21 protein-coding genes are annotated in these 17,825 nt (G+C 69.1%); 10 read left to right on the top strand and 11 right to left on the bottom strand.

Annotation, left to right across the window (positions count from 1 at the left end; translation table 11 throughout):
• Window positions 1-22: 22 nt before the first annotated feature.
• The 3 genes from C457_RS01585 to C457_RS01575 form a co-directional block, all read right to left on the bottom strand.
• The gene (locus tag C457_RS01585; protein WP_008091340.1) at window positions 23-988 is read right to left on the bottom strand and encodes a phosphatase PAP2 family protein; all 966 of its coding nucleotides are present in this window, start codon (window positions 986-988) and stop codon (window positions 23-25) included.
• Between the two features lies 1 nt (window position 989).
• Window positions 990-2,327, bottom strand: coding sequence for a YihY/virulence factor BrkB family protein (locus C457_RS01580; protein ID WP_008091339.1), 1,338 nt, complete (start codon window positions 2,325-2,327; stop codon window positions 990-992).
• A 78-nt stretch (window positions 2,328-2,405) separates the two neighbouring features.
• Window positions 2,406-3,536: a tRNA (guanine(26)-N(2))-dimethyltransferase gene (locus C457_RS01575; protein WP_008091338.1), complete on the bottom strand. Its 1,131-nt coding sequence runs from the start codon at window positions 3,534-3,536 to the stop codon at window positions 2,406-2,408.
• Window positions 3,537-3,656: 120 nt separating this feature from the next.
• Here C457_RS01575 and C457_RS01570 point away from each other — a divergent pair, with 120 nt between their 5' ends.
• The 9 genes from C457_RS01570 (at window position 3,657) to C457_RS01530 (ending at window position 9,308) form a co-directional block, all read left to right on the top strand.
• The gene (locus tag C457_RS01570; RefSeq protein WP_049905024.1) at window positions 3,657-4,001 is read left to right on the top strand and encodes an SWIM zinc finger family protein; all 345 of its coding nucleotides are present in this window, start codon (window positions 3,657-3,659) and stop codon (window positions 3,999-4,001) included.
• A gap of 96 nt (window positions 4,002-4,097) precedes the next feature.
• Window positions 4,098-4,925 (top strand): HVO_0234 family beta-propeller protein, encoded by an 828-nt coding sequence (locus tag C457_RS01565; protein ID WP_008091336.1) that lies wholly within the window; start codon window positions 4,098-4,100, stop codon window positions 4,923-4,925.
• 60 nt (window positions 4,926-4,985) lie between these two features.
• Window positions 4,986-5,837: a ribose-phosphate diphosphokinase gene (locus C457_RS01560; RefSeq protein ID WP_008091335.1), complete on the top strand. Its 852-nt coding sequence runs from the start codon at window positions 4,986-4,988 to the stop codon at window positions 5,835-5,837.
• 54 nt (window positions 5,838-5,891) lie between these two features.
• Complete coding sequence (locus C457_RS01555) at window positions 5,892-6,122, top strand: DUF7860 family protein (RefSeq protein WP_004973761.1); 231 nt, start codon at window positions 5,892-5,894, stop codon at window positions 6,120-6,122.
• Entirely contained in the window at window positions 6,123-6,752 is a 630-nt protein-coding gene (locus C457_RS01550) for a uracil-DNA glycosylase (RefSeq protein WP_008091334.1), read from the top strand.
• An 83-nt stretch (window positions 6,753-6,835) separates the two neighbouring features.
• Window positions 6,836-7,072: a hypothetical protein gene (locus tag C457_RS01545; RefSeq protein ID WP_008091332.1), complete on the top strand. Its 237-nt coding sequence runs from the start codon at window positions 6,836-6,838 to the stop codon at window positions 7,070-7,072.
• A gap of 60 nt (window positions 7,073-7,132) precedes the next feature.
• Window positions 7,133-7,549, top strand: a complete 417-nt coding sequence (locus C457_RS01540; RefSeq protein WP_008091330.1) for an HIT family protein — start codon at window positions 7,133-7,135, stop codon at window positions 7,547-7,549.
• An 88-nt stretch (window positions 7,550-7,637) separates the two neighbouring features.
• Window positions 7,638-8,453: a DUF7847 domain-containing protein gene (locus tag C457_RS01535; RefSeq protein WP_008091328.1), complete on the top strand. Its 816-nt coding sequence runs from the start codon at window positions 7,638-7,640 to the stop codon at window positions 8,451-8,453.
• 108 nt (window positions 8,454-8,561) lie between these two features.
• On the top strand, window positions 8,562-9,308 hold the full coding sequence (locus tag C457_RS01530; protein ID WP_008091326.1) for a cell division inhibitor: 747 nt from the start codon (window positions 8,562-8,564) through the stop codon (window positions 9,306-9,308).
• Window positions 9,309-9,410: 102 nt separating this feature from the next.
• On the opposite strand, the gene C457_RS01525 is transcribed toward C457_RS01530, so the two are convergent.
• Window positions 9,411-9,932, bottom strand: coding sequence for a DUF7858 family protein (locus tag C457_RS01525; protein WP_008091324.1), 522 nt, complete (start codon window positions 9,930-9,932; stop codon window positions 9,411-9,413).
• 162 nt (window positions 9,933-10,094) lie between these two features.
• On the opposite strand from C457_RS01525, the gene C457_RS01520 reads away from it, so the two are divergent.
• On the top strand, window positions 10,095-10,961 hold the full coding sequence (locus C457_RS01520) for a transcription initiation factor IIB (RefSeq protein ID WP_004973774.1): 867 nt from the start codon (window positions 10,095-10,097) through the stop codon (window positions 10,959-10,961).
• Window positions 10,962-11,065: 104 nt separating this feature from the next.
• On the opposite strand, the gene C457_RS01515 is transcribed toward C457_RS01520, so the two are convergent.
• The 7 genes from C457_RS01515 to C457_RS01485 form a co-directional block, all read right to left on the bottom strand.
• Window positions 11,066-11,728, bottom strand: a complete 663-nt coding sequence (locus tag C457_RS01515) for a P-loop NTPase (RefSeq protein WP_008091320.1) — start codon at window positions 11,726-11,728, stop codon at window positions 11,066-11,068.
• Window positions 11,725-12,615 carry a DUF7857 domain-containing protein gene (locus C457_RS01510; RefSeq protein ID WP_008091318.1) on the bottom strand — a complete coding sequence of 297 codons (891 nt, stop codon included), beginning with the start codon at window positions 12,613-12,615 and terminating at the stop codon, window positions 11,725-11,727. Before C457_RS01510 ends, C457_RS01515 begins: the two co-directional genes overlap by 4 nt.
• A 51-nt stretch (window positions 12,616-12,666) precedes the next feature.
• Window positions 12,667-13,614, bottom strand: coding sequence for a DUF7856 family protein (locus tag C457_RS01505; protein ID WP_008091316.1), 948 nt, complete (start codon window positions 13,612-13,614; stop codon window positions 12,667-12,669).
• Window positions 13,611-13,949 carry a DUF7855 family protein gene (locus C457_RS01500; protein ID WP_008091314.1) on the bottom strand — a complete coding sequence of 113 codons (339 nt, stop codon included), beginning with the start codon at window positions 13,947-13,949 and terminating at the stop codon, window positions 13,611-13,613. Before C457_RS01500 ends, C457_RS01505 begins: the two co-directional genes overlap by 4 nt.
• Before the next feature lie 128 nt (window positions 13,950-14,077).
• Window positions 14,078-14,380: a DUF7854 family protein gene (locus C457_RS01495; protein ID WP_008091312.1), complete on the bottom strand. Its 303-nt coding sequence runs from the start codon at window positions 14,378-14,380 to the stop codon at window positions 14,078-14,080.
• A gap of 88 nt (window positions 14,381-14,468) precedes the next feature.
• Entirely contained in the window at window positions 14,469-15,572 is a 1,104-nt protein-coding gene (locus tag C457_RS01490) for a hypothetical protein (RefSeq protein ID WP_008091308.1), read from the bottom strand.
• A gap of 140 nt (window positions 15,573-15,712) precedes the next feature.
• Window positions 15,713-17,821: a minichromosome maintenance protein MCM gene (locus tag C457_RS01485; RefSeq protein WP_008091306.1), complete on the bottom strand. Its 2,109-nt coding sequence runs from the start codon at window positions 17,819-17,821 to the stop codon at window positions 15,713-15,715.
• Between the last annotated feature and the right edge of the window lie 4 nt (window positions 17,822-17,825).

Raw genomic sequence — 17,825 nt, 5'->3', positions numbered from 1 at the left:
TCGGCCGTCGGCGTCGCCCGAGTCAGTCGGCGCGCTGGGTCGCCCCGTCGCCGAGCCCGATTCGGCCCTGTAACTTCGGCGCGACGAGGATGAACGCGACCACCGCCCCGGTGGCGAACACCGTCACCGGGACCGAGGCGTCGGCCACGTCGACGCCGACCCAGAGGCCGCCCGCGCCGAGGAATGCGACGAGCGCCACCGGCGGCGACAGCGTCGGCAGCGACTCGTGGTCGGCGAGTCGCGCCCAGCCGACGAGGCCGCCGAGCGACCCGCCGAGGGCCGCCGCGGCGTTTTCCGTGTGTCCGGGGACGCCCGTGGCGAACACCACCGCGAGCGCGAGAACGCTCAGGCCGGCCGCGATAGCGAACAGCCGCGCCGGCTCGAGGTGGCCGGCCGCGTCGGGGTCGTCCGCGGCGGCGACCGAAAAGACCGTCTTCAGAAAGACCAGGCCGAGGAGGACGCCGACGACGATGTCGACGCCGTAGTGGACGCCGAGGAAAATCCGCGAGAGCGAGACGGTGGCGACGACGACCGCCGCGGCGACGAGCCGGCGGCGGCGGTTCCACACGTCGAGAAGCGAGACCGCGGCCCCGTAGACGACGGTCGTCCCGAGGGCGTGGCCGCTCGGGAAGCCGAAGCCGTCGTCGGTGGTAAACGACACGAACAGGTCCGAGAGCGGCGACGGCCACGCGGGGGCATCGGCGACGGCCGCGGTCGGCGGTCGCGGCAGGGCGAAGCCGACTTTCAGCGCGGTGACGAGCGCCAGCGACCCGAGCGCGAGGCCGACGAAGGCGGCCGCGGTTCGCCGTGGACGGGCCGTGATTCGTGGGCGACAGAGCCAGTACAGCGACGTGAACGCGACGAAGAAGAACCACTGGTCGCCGAGTTGGGTGACGAGACCGAACAGGAAGACGAGCGCATCCGGCGCGTCCGCGAGCGCTAGCTCGCCGAACCCGCGAGTCTGAAGCGCGAGTGCAGACCGGAACATCTCAGCCGCGGCGTTCGCGGACCGCGTCGACGGCGCGGCCGGGGAGGCCGAGCGCGTTCAGGCCGATGCCGAAGATGACGAACAGGACGTAGAGCCCGAGCGTCGACAGGAAGATGATGAGCATGGCGACGACCGCGATGAGGTCCGACTGGAGGTAGTAGAACGCGCCGAGCGTGAGGACGACGCCGTAGCCGAGCACGAGGTAGGGTCCCCAACCGCGAGCCTTGCCGCGGCGCATCCGACGGCGGACGTAGCGCTTCAACTCGGCTTCGAGCTTGGGCTTTTCGACCGTCCGGTCCGTCACGTCGTCCTCGAACGCGTCGAGGTCGGCGCGGAGTTCCTCGACCTGCGATTCCAGCTCCTCGATGTCGGGAGCGCCGCGCGGGGAGACGGACGCGCCGGTCTCCGCGTCGCCGGCGTCCTCCGTCCGCGGCCCATCGGTGTCACCTCGGTCGTCGCTCATATCCGTACGAGCGTCATGTCGGCCTCCCGTATGTTGTACCTGCCGGTCCACTCCGGGCGGTCCCCCCGGCGGGTCACGCGGTTCCGCGGGCAGCGCGTCGCCGCCGACCCCCGCGAGGACCGCGTTGACGACCGCGCCCGAAAGCAGGATGAGCCCCGAGAAGTAGAACCACGTCACGAGCAACAGGAGCGTCCCGAGCGCGCCCGCGACCGACGCGCCGGCCACCGACGCGTACACCCCGAACCCGATTCCGAGAACGGTCCAGCCGACGGCCGCGAAGACGGTTCCCGGAACGACCTGCCGCGGCGAGAGGTCGGCGTCGGGGAAGACGTAGTACAGCGGGAAGAACGCCGCACAGAGCGTGAGCAGCAACAGGAGCGGCGAGAGCAGTTGGAGGAACGGCACGTCGAGGAGGCCGAGCAGCGCGGTCAGCACCGCGACGCCGATGGTGCCGACGCCGATGCTGGCGAGGGCGATGGTGCCGTCTCGAAGTTGGTCGAGGAGACCGCCGGCCTCGGAGCCGTAGATGCGCGAAAACGCGATGTCGAGGCCGCGAAAGAGCTTCAGCGCGCCCCAGACCGTCAGCGCGAGGCTCACCGCTCCGACGCTACCCTGTCCGGCTCGGTCCGTGAGGGCCTCCTCGACGAGGTCCTGCCCGGTCGGGACGAGGTACCGTTCGACGAGCGTCTGGAGCTGCGCCTGCAACTCCGCGCCGCCGACCGCGGTGGCGACGACGACGCCGAGCACGAGAAGCGGAATCAGCGAGACGAGCGCGTAGTACGAGATGCTGGCCGCGAGAAACGAGATTTCCTTCTCCCGAATCGTGTCGACGACGGCCCGCGCGACGGGAACGACGGTTCGAATCTTGGCGCTCACGTATCACCAAAACGACACGGGAGACAAAGAAGCTACCCGCCGACGCGGCGGCGTGAGCCGGTTACGAGCACCCGTCGCTCAGGCTTCGGGGTCGAGCGCGGCGGTCGCCTCGCGTATCTCCGCGACCGTCGCGTCGGTCTTGAACGCGGTGCCGTGGTAGTGCGCGGGAGTGGCGTCGTAGCCGGCGTCGCGGAGCGTTTCGAGGAAGGTCTCCATCTTCGAGGCCGAGCGCCCCCAGAGCTTACAGAGGCGGTGCTGGTCGAAGTGAGTCGGCGTGTCGAGTTCGACCGCCAGCGTGTCGAGGAGTTTGCGGGCGCGTTTCGCGGTGCCGAAATCCTCCGTCACCTCGTCGCGGACGGCCTCGGCGAACGCCGGTTCGGAGACGGGGCCGAGCCAGATGGGGCCGGCTTCGAGAATGCGGGTGGAACCGCAGTTGGCGCACGCTTCGGGCGGGTGGGCGATGAGCGAGTGCTCGGCCTCGCGGTGGAGGCAGTCCTCGCAGTGGTAGACGAAGCCGGTCGATTCGAGGAGTTCGTCGGCCTTCGTCGCCCGCTCGTCGAGTTCGAGGTACGCCCGCGCGTAGTGGCGCGTCGCGTGCGAGAGAACCGGGACGGCGGCCTTGTCGTAGCGGGCGGCGGTGCGGACCATCGCGCCGAGGAGCGTCCGAAGGCCCATCTCGGGGTGGTAGTCGGTGTTCTGCGGGAGACAGCCGTACTTCCGGATGCCGCTTTTCTGGTGTGCGCCGCACAGCGGGGCGGTGTCCGTAGCGGTGATGCAGACGAGGTCGCGAGTGTTGGCGAAGGCGGGGTCGGCGAAGGGCATCGGCGTGCCGAAGGGGTCGAGGTCGACCACGTCGAAGACGGAGTCGTACATGAGGGCGTTGGCGTTTCGGTGGACCGCCTCGCCGCCGTTGCCGGCGCGGTCGAGGTTCGACTGGGCGAGTTCGACGGCGTCGGTGTCGAGGTCGGCGCAGGTCACGTCGTAACCCTCGGCGGCGGCGCGGACGCCCCGGATTCCCGAGGCGGCCATCGCGTCGAGGTAGCTCTCGGCGCGGGGTTCGCGCTCGCGGAAGGCGCGGAGGACGGCCGCGGTGATGTCCCGGTTCAACTCCTGTGTGGGGTTGTAGAAGACATCGTCGCCGGTCCCCGCTGACGCCCCGTCGCGGGCGTCGGGAACCTCGATTTCGACGCCTCCCTCGCTCACGTGCATACCCGCAGTCGCCCGCGCGGGCGGAAACCGGTTGCGATGCGATTGTGCGCCGCGGCTGTGGCGGGCGTCCTCCCCCGCGGCATCGAATGCGTTTTCACCGCCACCGACGAAATCGGGGGCGTGGATTCGGCCGACGACTGGCGAGCGGCCCTCGAAGCGGCCGGGCGGCTCTCGCCGCAGATCGTGCAGGCCATCGTCGACGCCCACGGCGACCGGGGCGTCACGGCCATCGAGGCCGTCTCCGAGCGACGGGTGAAGCGCTACCGCGACTTCGACGTGGTCGTCGGCTACGACGACGAGTACGTGGTCGAAGACCGCGGCTGTACCTGCAAGGACTCCCAGTACAACCTCGACCCCGACGAGGGCGAGCGCTGCTGGCACGTCCTCGCGGTCGACGTGGCCGAGGCGCTCGGCGAACTCGACCACCACGACATGTGGTACTCCGACGTGCGGGAATTTCTGTAATCACACTTCTCGGCCGCGCGCCCGTCCGACCCGTCGCCGCGCCGCGGGAACGACCACAATCCTTTCCGAACCCCGCCGCGAACCTCGGGCCAACGGATGGCTGATTTCGACCTCTCTATCGACGAAAAGCGGGTGTACGCGGACAAGTCCGACAAGCAGACGGTGTACGTCGCCGCGGGCGTCGGGGTCGTGACCGTCGACGTGTCCGACGACCTCGTCGGCGGCTTCCGCGTCGACCGCCGGTGCGCCGCGCGGGACGCCGCCGGGTCGCCCGGGGAAGTCGCCGTCGCCACCGACGAGGACGTACTGCTCGTCCGGGGCGACGACTACCACGAACTCGGCTTCGGGCCCGCGACGGCCGTCGGCTTCCACCGGAATCGCGTCGTCGCCGCCGCCGACTCGGGTCGTGTCGCCCGCTTCGACGAGTCCGGGTGGACCGACCTCGGCGAAGTCGAATCGGTCCGCGCCCTCGACGGGAGCCTCGTCGCGGCCGAAGACGGCGTCTACCGCATCGGCGACGACGGTCTCTCGCACGTCGGCTTGGACGGCGTGAGCGACGTGTCCGACCCCGCGGGCCGTCTCGGCGGCGACTCGGGAACCCCGCTCGCCGCGACCGACTCGGGGCTGTACGCGCTCGGCAACGGCTGGATGGACGCGCTCGACGGGGCGTTTTCGGCGGTCGCGTCGATGCCGGACGGCCGCGCCCACGCGGTCGGACCGGACGGCGTCGTCGCGCGAGACGACGAGTCGGACGAGTGGAACGCCGCCCCGATTCCGCTGGACGAGACGGTCGTCGCGCTCGCCCACGACGCCCGCGCCGCCTACGCCGTCACCGACGCGGGGGGCTTCTGCGTTCGGCTGACCGGGGGCGACTGGCGGACGCAAGTGCTCGGATTGGACACCGTCGGCGTCGCGGTTCGCTGACACGCGACGCGGCTGTACGCAACGAAAAGCGGTTTTACCCCCCACGAGAGACGAACGGGTATGCTCGTACCCGGCGCATCCTCCCAGGCACTCGCGGCCGCGCTCGCCGCCGAACTCGGCGAGTCGCTCGCGGCCGTCGAGTACGACCGCTTCCCCGACGGCGAGACGCTGGCCGCCGTTCCCGACTTCGACGCCGACGCCGCCACCATCGTCGCCAGCACCGCCAGCAACGACGCCTACGTCGAACTCCTCCAACTGCAGGACGCGGTCCGCGAGGCCGGCGCGTCCGAGGTCACGACGGTCATCCCGTACATGGGCTACGCCCGACAGGACAAGGCGTTCGAGGCCGGCCACCCGATTTCGGCCCGCGCGGTCGCCCGCGCCGTCAGCACGACGGCCGACCGCGTCGTGCTCGTCAACCCCCACGAGGACGCCGTCTCGGAGTTCTTCGACGTGCCCGTCGACATCGTCGACGCCGCCGGGCGACTCGCCGAACCACTCCCCGCGCTCGACGACCCGCTGTTTCTGTCGCCCGATTCGGGGGCCATCGGCATCGCCGAGACCGTCCGCGACGCCTACGGCGAGGGCGAGACCGACTACTTCGAGAAGGTGCGCCACTCCGGGACCGACGTCGAAATCACGCCGAGCGACGCCGACTTCGAGGGCCGCGACGTGGTCATCACCGACGACATCATCGCCACCGGGTCGACCATGAGCGAGGCCGTCGCCGTCCTCGCAGACGGTGGCGCGAAGCGCGTCTTCTGTGCGACCGTCCACCCGCTTCTCGCCCGCAACGCCCGCACGAAACTCGCGCGCGCCGGTATCGAACGCGTCGTCGGCACCGACACCATCGAGCGCGACGTGAGCGAGGTATCTGTGGCCCCCGTTCTCGCCGACGAACTCGAACGGTAACATATCACACAGTCTCTCGAAACGGTTTTCCCAGTCCCCGTATCTCGGAATACTATGGGACGCTACGGAGACATCGACTACCCGCGGATGACCAAGACCGGCCTCGGACTGGGGCTCGCGCTGTTCCTGTTCGGCGCTGTCGGCGCGAAAGTCGCGCTCGCGATGAACGGCGGCGCACTTCCGGGCTGGGAGCGCACGCTGTTTTTCGACGCCGAGTGGCTCGGCATCGCACTGGTCCTGTTCTCGCCGATTATCTTCGGCATCGTGCTCCCCCTGACGGAGTAGATGGCCGACGCCGACCCGCGGTTCCCCGACGACGACGAGACGCTCGTCCTCGAGCCCGACTGCGACCGCTGTCCGGCGCTCGTCGAGTGCCGCAACCGCATCTCGTGGGGCGTCGGTCCCGACGACGCGACCGTGATGGTCGTGGGCGAAGCGCCGGGTGCGGGCAATCCCGACGCCGACCGCTGGCGGGGCGGCAACTGGACCGGGATGTCCTACACGGCCCGGCACTCGGGCCGCCGCATCCGCGAGACGATGGCCGCCGTCGGCTACGAGTCGGGCGTCTTCTACACGAACGCGGTCAAGTGCTTCCCCTCGGACGGCGAGGGGTCGAACCGCGCGCCCACGGCCGCGGAAAAGGAAAACTGCCGCGACCACCTCGTCGCCGAACTCGAAGCCGTCAACCCCGACGTGGTGGTTCCGACCGGCCGCCACGCGACCGAAAGCGTCCTCTCGCTCGACGACACCTCGCTGGACGGCTTTCTCGATACCGTCCTCGAACCCGTCGAGAGCGAGCGGTTCGGCTACACCGTACTCCCGCTTTTGCACCCCTCGTACCGCGACGTGTGGCTCTCCCGACTCGGCTACGAGTTAGACGAGTACCTAGCCGACTTGGAATCGCGTCTCCCCTGAGGCCGCCGCGTCGACGACGCCGACCGCACCGACCGACACCCCGCATATTCATGACCGTGGAATGACATGGTTCGACCACACCGATGCTCGGCGACCTCATCGCTGACCTGATTCTCGAAGTCGTCTTCCGCCCCGTCCTGAAGGCGATGGACCTGTTCGTCGCCGGCGTGAAGAAGCGACTGGCGCGGATTCGGGCGCGGTTCGGCGGTGACGGAGGTAACGGCGGTGACGGTGTCGGCGCGGCCACCGACAACGGGAACGCCGGAGTCGGCCGCGAATACGACGCCGCCGACCGCGAACGGTCCACCGAGCGGAACTGACGCGTCCCCGACCCCGAACCGGTGCGAACTTTCTTTTTCCCGCCAATCGACGTGCCACGTATGTCCGACTGCATCTTCTGCGCCATCGTCGACGGCGACATCCCCGGCCGAATCGTCCACAAGACCGAACACTCGCTGGCGTTCCTCGACGCCAACCCGCTCGCGCCCGGCCACACGCTCGTCGTCCCGAAGGAGCACCACGCCCGACTCGACGAGGTGCCGGCCGACGCGGCCGCCGACCTCTTCGCCGCCGTGAACGACCTCGTCCCGCGCGTCGAGGCGGCGGTCGACGCCGACGCGACGAACGTCGGCATCAACAACGGCCCCGCCGCCGGCCAGGAAGTCGACCACGTCCACGTCCACATCGTCCCGCGGTTCGAGGGCGACGGCGGCAGTCCCATCCACGCCGTCGCGGGCGAGCGACCCGACCTCTCCGACGAGGAACTGGCCGACATCGAGGCGGCCATCTCGGGCTGACGGAACCGACCTCTCCTGCCGGCGCCGCGCTCACCAACAAATCGTGTCGATGTAAAAACACATAGGGCCGCCGTGAGTACCGGCAGACGTGACAGTCCTCCAATCGTTTCGAACGACCCTCCAAGTCGTCACCAAGACGCCCGTGCTCGTCGCGTTCGCCCTCACGTTCGGGCTTATGGGCGCGTTGAACAACGCCACCGGTCTCGTCAGTGTGGTCGGGGCGATCCTGGTACTGTTCGGCTCACCGGCGCTCATCGGCGCGTTCTACACCGTCATCGACGGCGCGCGACCCGGTTCCGACACCGACCTGCGTGCGTCTACCGCGGCACAGCGCTACTACGTCAGCCTGCTCGGTGCGAGCATCCTCTCCGGCCTCGTCATCATGATCGTCGCGCTGGTCGTGGGCGGCGGCGTCGTCGGCTACATCGGCTTCGATCGAATCGACGCGGTTCTGAACGGCTCTGCGAGCCTCACGCTCGTCGAACTCGCCGCCGCCGGAGCAGCTTTCGCGGCCCTCGCGGCCGTCGTCTACCTCTTCACGTTCTTCGACACCGCCGTCGTCTTCGACGGGAAGACCGCGGGCGGGTCGCTCAGCCGCAGCGTCGACTTCGTCTTCGGCAACCTCCGGCACGTCGTCGGCTACGCGGTCGTGGCGACCGTCGCAACCTCGGTCGTCGACCTGCCGGTCCTCTGGCTCGTCAGCCTCGACGGGGCGACCACCGTCGCCGGCGCGGTGACGGCGTTCCAAGCGCCGATGCCGGCGGTCGACATCGCCGTCCTAGCCGTCGCCTCGACGGTCACGACGCTCGTCGGGCGAACCTACAAGGTCTGTTTCTACCGGGCCTGTACGGACGCCGTGCCGGGTTCTGACCCTGACGCGGCCGACGACGAGTGGTCGGTCTAGCCCCACCGCCGGCCGTCAAAATCATCTTTGCGAGCTGAATAGTGTCCTCCGGCGACACCAATTCCGGCCGACCGAAGCTATTAATTCGAGAACCCGACCAGTCGCGGTATGCCGATTCCCCCCAGAACCACCGCGCTCGTCGGCGTCGCCGGCGGCGCAGGGACGACCCGACTGACGCTCGAACTCGCCGCGGCGCTCGCGACCGACGGCCGCGACGTTGCGGTCCTCGACGCGGCGTTCGCCACGCAGGGGCTCTCGGACTACGTCTCGGGAGCGCTCGACCCCGACGCGACGTCGCTCGTCACCGACGCGGCGGACGTGCCGCTGGAGTCGGGGCTGGTAGACTTCGAGACCGACACCGAGGGACGCGTCGCCGTCTGCCCCGCCGCGGCCCCGTTCGAGCGACTCGCGCGGGCGATGACCCCCGATGCCGCACGGGCGTTCGAGGGTCGCATCGCCGAGGCCGCAGACAGCTTCGACCACGTGCTCGTCGACGCGCCGCTCCTCGCGTCGAATCAGACCGTCGCCGCCGCCGCGGCCTGCGACAGCGTCGCGCTCGTCGCGCCCGCCACGGACCGCGGTGCCGACGCCATCGGTCGTCTCAGCGCCCGGGCCGCCGACATCGGCGCTGATATCGACGCGGTCGTCTCCACGCTCGGCGCGCTCGGCGACGCGGACGTGATTGTTCCCGAGACCGAGGCGAACGACATCGCCGACGCGCCGGCGTGCCGCGACGACGCCGACCTCGCGGCGGGCGTCGCCGCAGTCGCGGAGGTCCTCCTCGACGTGGAACTCGATTCGGTGACGGCCGCCGGCGGCGTGCTCACCTCGGTCGGCGAGTACGTCCGTCGCTGAATCGCGCGACGCGCCGAGCGAGTTTCGAGAGTACAGACGGACGGCTGGTGAGCGCCGCCGCTCGCGAGCGTGAAAACGGGAGGTGGGGAGGCGTGTCCCGCGTCAGAACTGCATGTCGGTGACCGAACTCATGGTCTCGGCCAGCGAGTCGCGCTTCGCGACGGCCGCGTCGGTGCGGTCGGTCAGCGCGCCCTCGACGGCTTCGACGAGGGGGTCGATGGGGTCGTGCGTCTCGACGTACGTCGCGAGTGCGAACTCCGACGGCTCCGCGCCGGTGAGCGCGAGCGCGTCGGCGCGCGAGATTCGTCCGTCGATCCAATCGCGGACGATGCGTCGCGCCTCGGGTGCGAGGGGAATCACGCCCGCTTCGCCGCAACGGTGCAAGACTTTCGCCGCCGTGACCGGAGCGACGCCTGCGTCGCTCGCGCTCTCGCCGACTGACGTGCCCGACCCGTGTGCTTCGACAACCCGCTCCGCGGCCGCAGGCGCACAGGGGAGCGCGTCTGCGTGCGCCTCGAAGCGCTCGCGGAGGGAAACACCGGTGTCGTCGACAGTCGGAACGCAGCGCGAGCGCTGTTCAGTCGTCGTCGTCTCTAACGCGGCGGCGATATCCGACAGTCCCATCGCTCGGTGGTCCGCACCTACCGAGTAAAAGCGTTCCTAATCAGTATCAAAATTGAGTCTGTAACCCACCGGTTATCGGTAGGCTCTAGCGGCAGCAATCGGGGTTATACACCCGATTCAACCCGTGTTTAAATACCCGTTCGCGACCAATTTTCAATTGTGATGAGCGAAGCACGTTCCCCCCAGGGTTGCCCCGAATGCGACGGACACCTCGGTTTCGAAGCCGGCGAGACGGTCTGTACCGACTGCGGTCTCGTCGTCTCGGAGTACCGCATCGACCACGGCCCCGAGTGGCGCTCGTTCGCCGACGACGACCGGAACCCCGCCCGCACCGGCGCGCCGCTCACCCGCTCGCGCCACGACCGCGGCCTGTCGACCGAAATCGGTCGCTCGACGCGTATCAAGGGTCGCAAGCGCCGGCAGTTCGCCCGCATGCGCCGCCAGCACAATCGCGCTCGCATCTCGACCAAGCGCGAGCGCAATCAGGTGTACGCCTTCACCGAGATTCGCCGCGTGACGAGCGCGCTGTCGCTCCCGAACCACATCCGCGACCAGGCGTGTTCGCTGTTCGAGTCCGCCCAGAACGAGGACCTCTTGCGCGGGCGCTCGCTCGAAGGGTTCGCCGCGGCCTGCGTCTACGCCGCCTGCCGCGTCGCCGGCGTCTCCCGGAGCGTCGAGGAGGTCTGCGACGTGTCGAAGGCCACTGAGGCGGAACATCAAGCGGCCTACGGCGCGCTCAACCGCGACCTCGGCCTCCCCGTCGCGCCCGCCGACCCGACCGAGTACCTGCCGCGGTTCGCGACCAAGCTCGACCTCGACAGCGACACCGAGCGCCGGGCGCGCGAGTACGTCGCCGAAGCCCGCGAGGAGGGCGTCGTTGGCGGCAAGAACCCCTGCGGCGTCGCCGCGGCGTGTCTCTACACCGCGGCTCGCGACCGCGGCGAAGACTGCACGCAGGCCGAGGCCGCCGACGTGGCCGACGTGACGCCCGTAACGCTCCGCAAGACGTACGTGGCGCTCCGCGAGTGAGCCGACGCCGACAGGCGACGAGACTCGCTAACTGAGACGACGGCGAGGAAGACGCGAGAATCGAACTGCGTCCGCACGAACGGACCGAAGACGAGACGACGTTTCTACCGACCGCTTACGCGAACCGCGTCCGCGAGTTCTCGAACGCGACTACTGGGAAGGCTCTTCGGCGACGACGCGACGACCGGTTCGAACCGCTCGACCGCCTCGGCCAGTCGAGAGTCCGCGGGGACCGCCGTCGCCGGCGCGCCGAGCACGTCAGCGAAGGCGTCGAGCGGCACCTCGTCGACGACGCGGTTGACCGCGACGGCGGCGAGCCCGCAGTCGAGTTCGCGCGCGAGCTCGCGGGTCCGCACCGCGTCGGCCAGCGCGTACCCCTTGGGCGACGCGACCACGAGGCAGGCGTCGGCAATAGTGAGAGGAACGCCGGCGTCGGCGCGCATCCCCGCGGGGCAGTCCACGACCACGTCGCCGTAGGCCGCTTCGACCGCGTGAAGCGCGTCGGCGAGGAGGCGCACGTCGGCCGCCCGCGCACCGGCGAGCGTCCGACCGCACGGCAGAATCGAGACCGGGCCGCTCGAGCGGACGGCTTCGAGCGGGTCCGCGCGCCCCGCGAGCACGTCGTGGAGGTCTGGACCGGGCGCGTACGGGAGGTTTGCCATCCCGAGGTCGGCGTCGACGACGACCGCGCCCAGTTCCGCCGCGAGTTCGAACGACAGCGTCGACTTCCCGACGCCGCCCTTCCCGGAGACGACCGCGAGAATCACGCGAGCCTCCGGAGCGCGTCCACGTCGGGGTCGGCGTCGGCGGCGCGGTCCGCGAGCGCCGTCGCGCGCGCCGCTAGCCGGCGAAGGCGCTCCCGGTCAGAATCGAGCGATTCGAGCGCCTCGACGCCGGCGTCGGCCTCTGAGAGCGCCGCCGCGGCGGCCGCGACCGACGCGCCGTCCAGTCGCTCGGCGAGGTCGATGCGACGCTCGAACGCCGCGAGCGACTCCAGTGGCTCCGGCGGCTCCAGTGGCTCCGACCCGAGCGACTGCTCAGTCTCGCGGCCGCGTTCCTCGGAAGTCCCGACCGCCGCCGACACGTCGGCGTCCGTGGGCTGTTCGGACGGTTCGGGACGTTCGGAGTGGGTCTGTGATGCGGGACTCGGAAGGGGCTCGCGGCGCTCGCCATCTGACGCGTCGCTCGTCGTGCTAGGTGTCGGTTCGGGCGTCTCCGACTCCCGCGTCGTCGGCGGCAGGTCAGAAGAGACGGGAACTGCATCGGCCGGCGGTCGCGCCGAACCGAGCGTTCGAACCGCGTCTTCGGGGGTCGAACCGGTGGCCTGCTCCGACCCGTCGGCGCGGCCGAGTACGTCGATATCGACCGCGCACCCGGGTCGAGCGTCGAAGTCGGTGGCGGCGGCGTCGCGGTCGGCCGTCGACGACGGGGAGACGGCGTAGCCGAGCGCGACCGTCGAACTCGCGGGGACGACGCCTTCGAACCCGTCGTCGTCCCATCCGGCTTCGGGGACGCCGGCGCGACGCGGCGGGAGCACCGACCCGTCGAGTCGGTTGCGAAGCCTGACGCGCCGGTCGACCGGCGCGTCGTTGTGGACTCGGACCGAGACGAGGGCGACGCCGTCGTCTACGGTCACGTCGATATCGGAGTGCATGGCGGGGCTGGCCGCCGCTTCGTATATAAATCAACGCCCGGTGTGGCTCGCTCACCCGTCGTTCGGCCGGCATCTGATGACCGGCGCGTCGAGCCAGTTCGCCGCGGCCTCGGCGTCCGAAAACCGGCCGCACGAGATGACGACCGGGGCGGACAGGTCGGCGAGGCGGACGGCGGCGAGCGCGCGTGCGACGGGGTCCGATTCGAGGTCTGCCACCGAGGCGGGCGACTCCGCAGTCGCCATCAGCGGCGGAGTCGCCACGAGGCTCCGGAGCGCCGCCTCGAACGCATCGCCGAGTTCGGCCGCGAAGTACGCCCGCGCCTCCCGACGGCGGTTCTCGACCGCGTCTTCGAGTTTGAGTCGCGCCTCGCGGCTGTCTCGCTCGGTTCGGGCCGCCCGTTCGAGCGCCGAAAGCCGCTGTTCGGCCGCGACGCGTTCGGTTTCGACCTCGGAGAGTTCGGTCGCGACCTCCACGAGTTCCGATTGCGCTGTCTCAGTCGCCTCGTCGTCGCCAGCGTCTCGGTGAGCGTTCACCCGACCGCGAAGGGTTGCGACGCGCTCTCTGAGTCGGGACTCGTCCTCGCCGGCGGCGGCGACGCGGCGGCGGGCCTCGCGGAGCGCGGCCGCGGACGTGTCGATGGATTCGTGTTCGTCCGCCTCCCCTTCGACCCCATCGTCGCGGCGCTCGGCGAGTTTCGCTTCGAGTCGGCCGAGGTCGTCGGCGACGGGAGAGCGAAGCCCGCGGGACCGACCGACCGCCGCGAGGAGCCAGCCGCGGGACGGTGTCGGCTTCGAGACGGGAATCCGACCGAGGCGGTCGTACCCGGGACCCGGCGGCGGACAGTCGATTCGGAGCGCGCCGGTCGCGTCGTCCCCGTCGTCCCCGTCGTCCCCCCGTATCGCGGCGACGACCTCGTCGGCACCGACGTCGAACGGTCCGTCGGCGAGGTCGATAGCCGGTCCTTCGTGGACGGTCCCGTCGGGAAGCCGAAGCCTCATAGCTCGCGGCGCTGCATCTCCGCGGCCGACGGGTAGTCGGTGCCCGAGGCGAACTTGCTGTACGGCGTCGCTGGGGACTCGCGGTCCTCGTAGGCGGCCGCGGCCTCGCGGACCGCGTCCGGGACCGCCGCGAACTCGTTGAACGGCTCGGTTCGCTCGATTTGCACGGCCTCGTCGTGTTTCTCCCGAAGCCGAAGCGCGAGGAAGGCGGCCAACTCCGTCTCGTCGAAGAGCGCGGCGCGACCCAGTCGACGGACCACGACCTCGTCGTGGGTCCGACAGATGTTCCGAAGCGTCGTCCGCGCCGCCTGCGAGTAAGTCACGACCAACAGCACGCACGCTCGGTCACGGAGTCGGGAGAAAAATCGTTCGACAGCGGCGCTCTCGCGTCAGTCGACTGTCACAGACAGGGGAGACGGCGGCGTCTCACCCGAGTTCGAATCTCCGCGCGACTCGTCTCGCCTCAGACGCGCTCGACCGAGAACGTCACGTCGTCGGCGTCGCCGGCCGCCTCGTCAAGGAGGTCTCTGACCCGCGTCCGCGCGTCGACCTCGTCGGCGGCGAGGACGACGAGCCCCTCCGCGCGGTCGTCGCCGACGGCCGTCCAGGCGTCGAGCGTCCCGTCGCCGGCGTCGTCTTCGAACTCCGTCGCGAACGTCCGGAGGACGGTCACGACGCGACGCTCGGTGCTGGCGAGGTCCGCGTCGCCCGATTCGAGGTCGCGGATGGCGTCTTCGATGTTGCGGATGGCGGAGATTCGGTCCATCGGTCGTCTGTCCCGTCGCCGCACGCTCCACTAAGTTCGTCGGTTCCGCGCGGGTCGGTCGCAGACGGTCGCGAGTCGAACGGCCGTCTCAGGAGCGTTCGTCCGGTAGCTCCTCGAAGAAGTCGGCGACGAACGTGAACTGCTCCGCCACGAGGTCGCAGTCCGCGAAGGCCTCTCGCGCCTCGCTTTCGAGGGCGGTCTGCTTTTCGGGGATGTCGTTGTCGCCCGCGGTCGCCGCCTCGTCGAGCACCTCGCTGGCCCGCGCCATCGCGTCGGTGAGACAGGCGAACTCCTCGGAGCGGGAGGCGATTGCCGCCACGGGGTCGCGTTCCGAAACCCGCGCGTTCACGTCCTCGAACGCGCTCATCGCCCGGAAGAACGACCCGGTGGCGTCGCCGTAGCTCTCGCCGAGGTACTCGTCGAACCCGTCCTGTAATCGTCGGGTCGCGTCGCGGAACGAGACGATGTCGTCAGCGAAGGCCTCGAACTGACCGATCTCCCGCTCGAAAAAGTCGACCTTCCGCCCGTAGTCCGCCGGTTCGAGGGCGGTGAGTTCGTCGAGGGCGTCGGCCTCCGACTCCTGCCGTAAGCTGTTGAGCGTCTCTCGCGTCGGTTCGAGCGCCTCCGCTATCTGTCGGACCTGCGTGTCGATTCGGTTGAACTCCTCGCCGTACAGTCTGGAGACCGCGTTGTTGGTGCGGTAGAACGCCTGATTGGCGTTCTCGTGGGTCTTACCCGTCCACCAGAGGAACCAGAAGGCGCGTCGGAGACGCCCGAGACGCGCCCGCTGAGCGTCGGTCTTGTCGAGTTGGTCGAGCGTGTTGAAGTGGCCGCGCGCGAGGTACAGCGACTCGGCGTCGTCCTCGAACGAGAACTGCGTCGTGGCGTTCAGGTCGTGGAAGCCGCCGTCTTCGCCCGCCACGGACGCGAAGTCCTCGACCGCAGCGTCGAGGTCTTCCACGGCGAGGCCGAGAATTCGGTCCACCCTGTCCGGCTCTTCCGTGGTCGTCTCGGTCGTCGGCTCCTCCGTCGTCGTCGTCGGCTCCTCAGTCGTGGTCGTAGTCGGAGTTTCCGTCGCCGTCGGCGTGGCAGTCGTCGTCGGCTCCTCCGTCGTCGTCTCCCCACCGTCCGCTGACGAACATCCCGCGAGAAAGAGTGCACCCGCGGTCGCCAGATACGCTCGACGATTCATGCGTACTACATGACTTTCAGATTACATAGGGGTGTTGGTGCAAATAAACGACACGCGTTCGAGACTGTCCGCTCGCCAAGATAGTGTGGAAGTCGGGACAGTACGGAGTTCGTGACAGTCGAGAAATCGAGGGCGGGCGCTCAGGTCGCGCGGTACACGTCGCCGCGGGGCTCGTAGATGTCGCCTTTCATCTTGAGCTTGTCCAGCTGGTCGTTGACCGTCTTCTCGTCCATGTTCAGCTCGCTGTTGGCGCGTTCGAGGACCTCCTCGTGGGGCGCTCCCTCCTCGTACTCTTCCTGCATGGTGCGGATGAGTTCGAGCAGGTTCTTGATGCGGTCGCGCTGGGTCTTCGAGCGGCCGGTCTCGACGATGTCGGCGTCGAACTCGCCGGTTTCCGGGTCCATGCCGATGTCGCGCAGGCAGGACTCGACGATGCCCGTGACGCGCTCTGCGTCCTCGCGGGTCACCTTGTCCGAGAGGCGGACGCGAGCGGACGCCTCGCCGAGCCGGACGAGCGCTTCGAGCTTCCGGGCGGTCACGGGGACGGGCGCGTCCTCGTCGGCACCGCGGGCGCGGAAGTCCACGTAGAAGTCGCGGATGACCTGCTTGGCCTCGTCGGTCATGGTCGGGTAGCAGGTGCGCTTCGCGTAGGCGATGTACTTGCGGAGGAGCTCCGCGTCGATGGTGGGCGCGACCTCGTCGGTGACGGCGTCGACCTGCTGTTCCGTGAACTCGGAGTTGGCGACGTTCGTCCGCTGGGTGTTCAGCTCGCCCGCGTAGTTGGTCTTGAGGATGTGGTCCGCGAGCTTGGAGTCCTCGTCGGGGTCGGGGTCGTCCGTGACCGTGAAGATGAGGTCGAACCGGGAGATGAGCGCGGGTTCGAGGTCGATCTGCTCGCCGATTGGCTCGTACTGGTCGAAGCGGCCGTACTTCGGGTTCGCCGCGCCGAGGAGCGAACACCGCGACTTCAGCGTCGCGTTGATGCCGGCCTTGGAGACCGAAATCTGCTGTTGTTCGAGCCCCTCGTGCATCGCGGAGCGGTCCTCGGGCCGCATCTTGTCCAGCTCGTCGACCGCCGCGATACCCTTGTCCGCGAGGACGAGCGCGCCGGCTTCGAGCGTCCACTGCTGGCCGTCGCCGAAGTCGTCGCGGACGGCGGCGGCGGTGAGACCCGCCGAGGACGAACCCTTACCGGACGTGTAGACCGAGCGGGGAGCAATATGTCGGATATATGATAACATCTGCGATTTGCCAGTTCCGGGGTCCCCTATCAGCAGCATGTGCAGGTCGCCGCGAATCCGCGACCCGTCGGGCAGGTGTTTCGTGACGCCCGAGAACAGTTGGAGAATCATGGCCATCTTCTCCTGCTCGTAGCCGTAGATGGCGGGCGCGACGGACTCGACCATCTTCTCGTAGATGGCCGGGTCGTTCGAGAGTTCGACGATTTCGGCCACGTCCTCGTCGGATATCTCCATGTCCTCGAACTCCTCGTCCTCGATGGTGAGCGAGATGCCCTCCATGTAGTAGTCGAAGACGGGCGTCTTCTCGTTGCCCGAGGTCTGCTGTTCGATGTGGAGGATGCCGACCGCGGTGACGTGGTCGCCGGCGGTGACTTTGCCGGTCACGTCGTCCGAGAGGTTGATGTCGATGCTCTGCGGCGTCTCGCCCCCGCGCAGGCCCTCGGGGGACTCCTGGACGCGCAGCTTCTGGGAGTCGATGAAGTTCGACTGGTCGAAGTCGATGCGGAACGGCCCCTGACGCTCGCACCCCTGACACTCGTGTGGTTCCTGAAAGCCGCCGTCGCCCTGCGGGATGTAGCTCATCGTCCCGCAGCGCTGGCACTCGAAGGCGGCCTCCGTGATTTTCGGGCGCACGTCGGTCGCCTTGCGGACGATTCCCTGCACCGAGATGAGCGTCCCGATGTGGTCGTCGTTGACCCGGATGTTCCGGATATCGACCGTCTCGGGGAGGTTGCGCATCCGGACGTGCGCCTGACCGAGCTTCACGTCCGCGGGGAGGTCGAACAGGCGCAGGGCCTCCTCCGCGTACTCTTGGAACTGGCCGGGCTTCGTGATATAGTCGTCTGCGAGTTCCGCGTCGAACCGATAGAGGTCGTCGTAATCGATGTACAGCGACCGCTTTTCCTTCGGGTACTGCTGTGCGAGTTTTCCGATTTCCTCTCGATAGTAGTTGCGGTAGAACTCGATGAACCGCTCCGTCAGGTCTCGGTTCTGGGGGGCCTGCGCCATCGCA

The organism is Haloferax prahovense DSM 18310, assembly GCF_000336815.1.
Taxonomy (GTDB): Archaea; Halobacteriota; Halobacteria; order Halobacteriales; family Haloferacaceae; genus Haloferax; species Haloferax prahovense.
The sequence above is the reverse complement of the archived record's forward strand: the minus strand, read 5'-3'. Positions and strand labels throughout refer to the sequence as shown.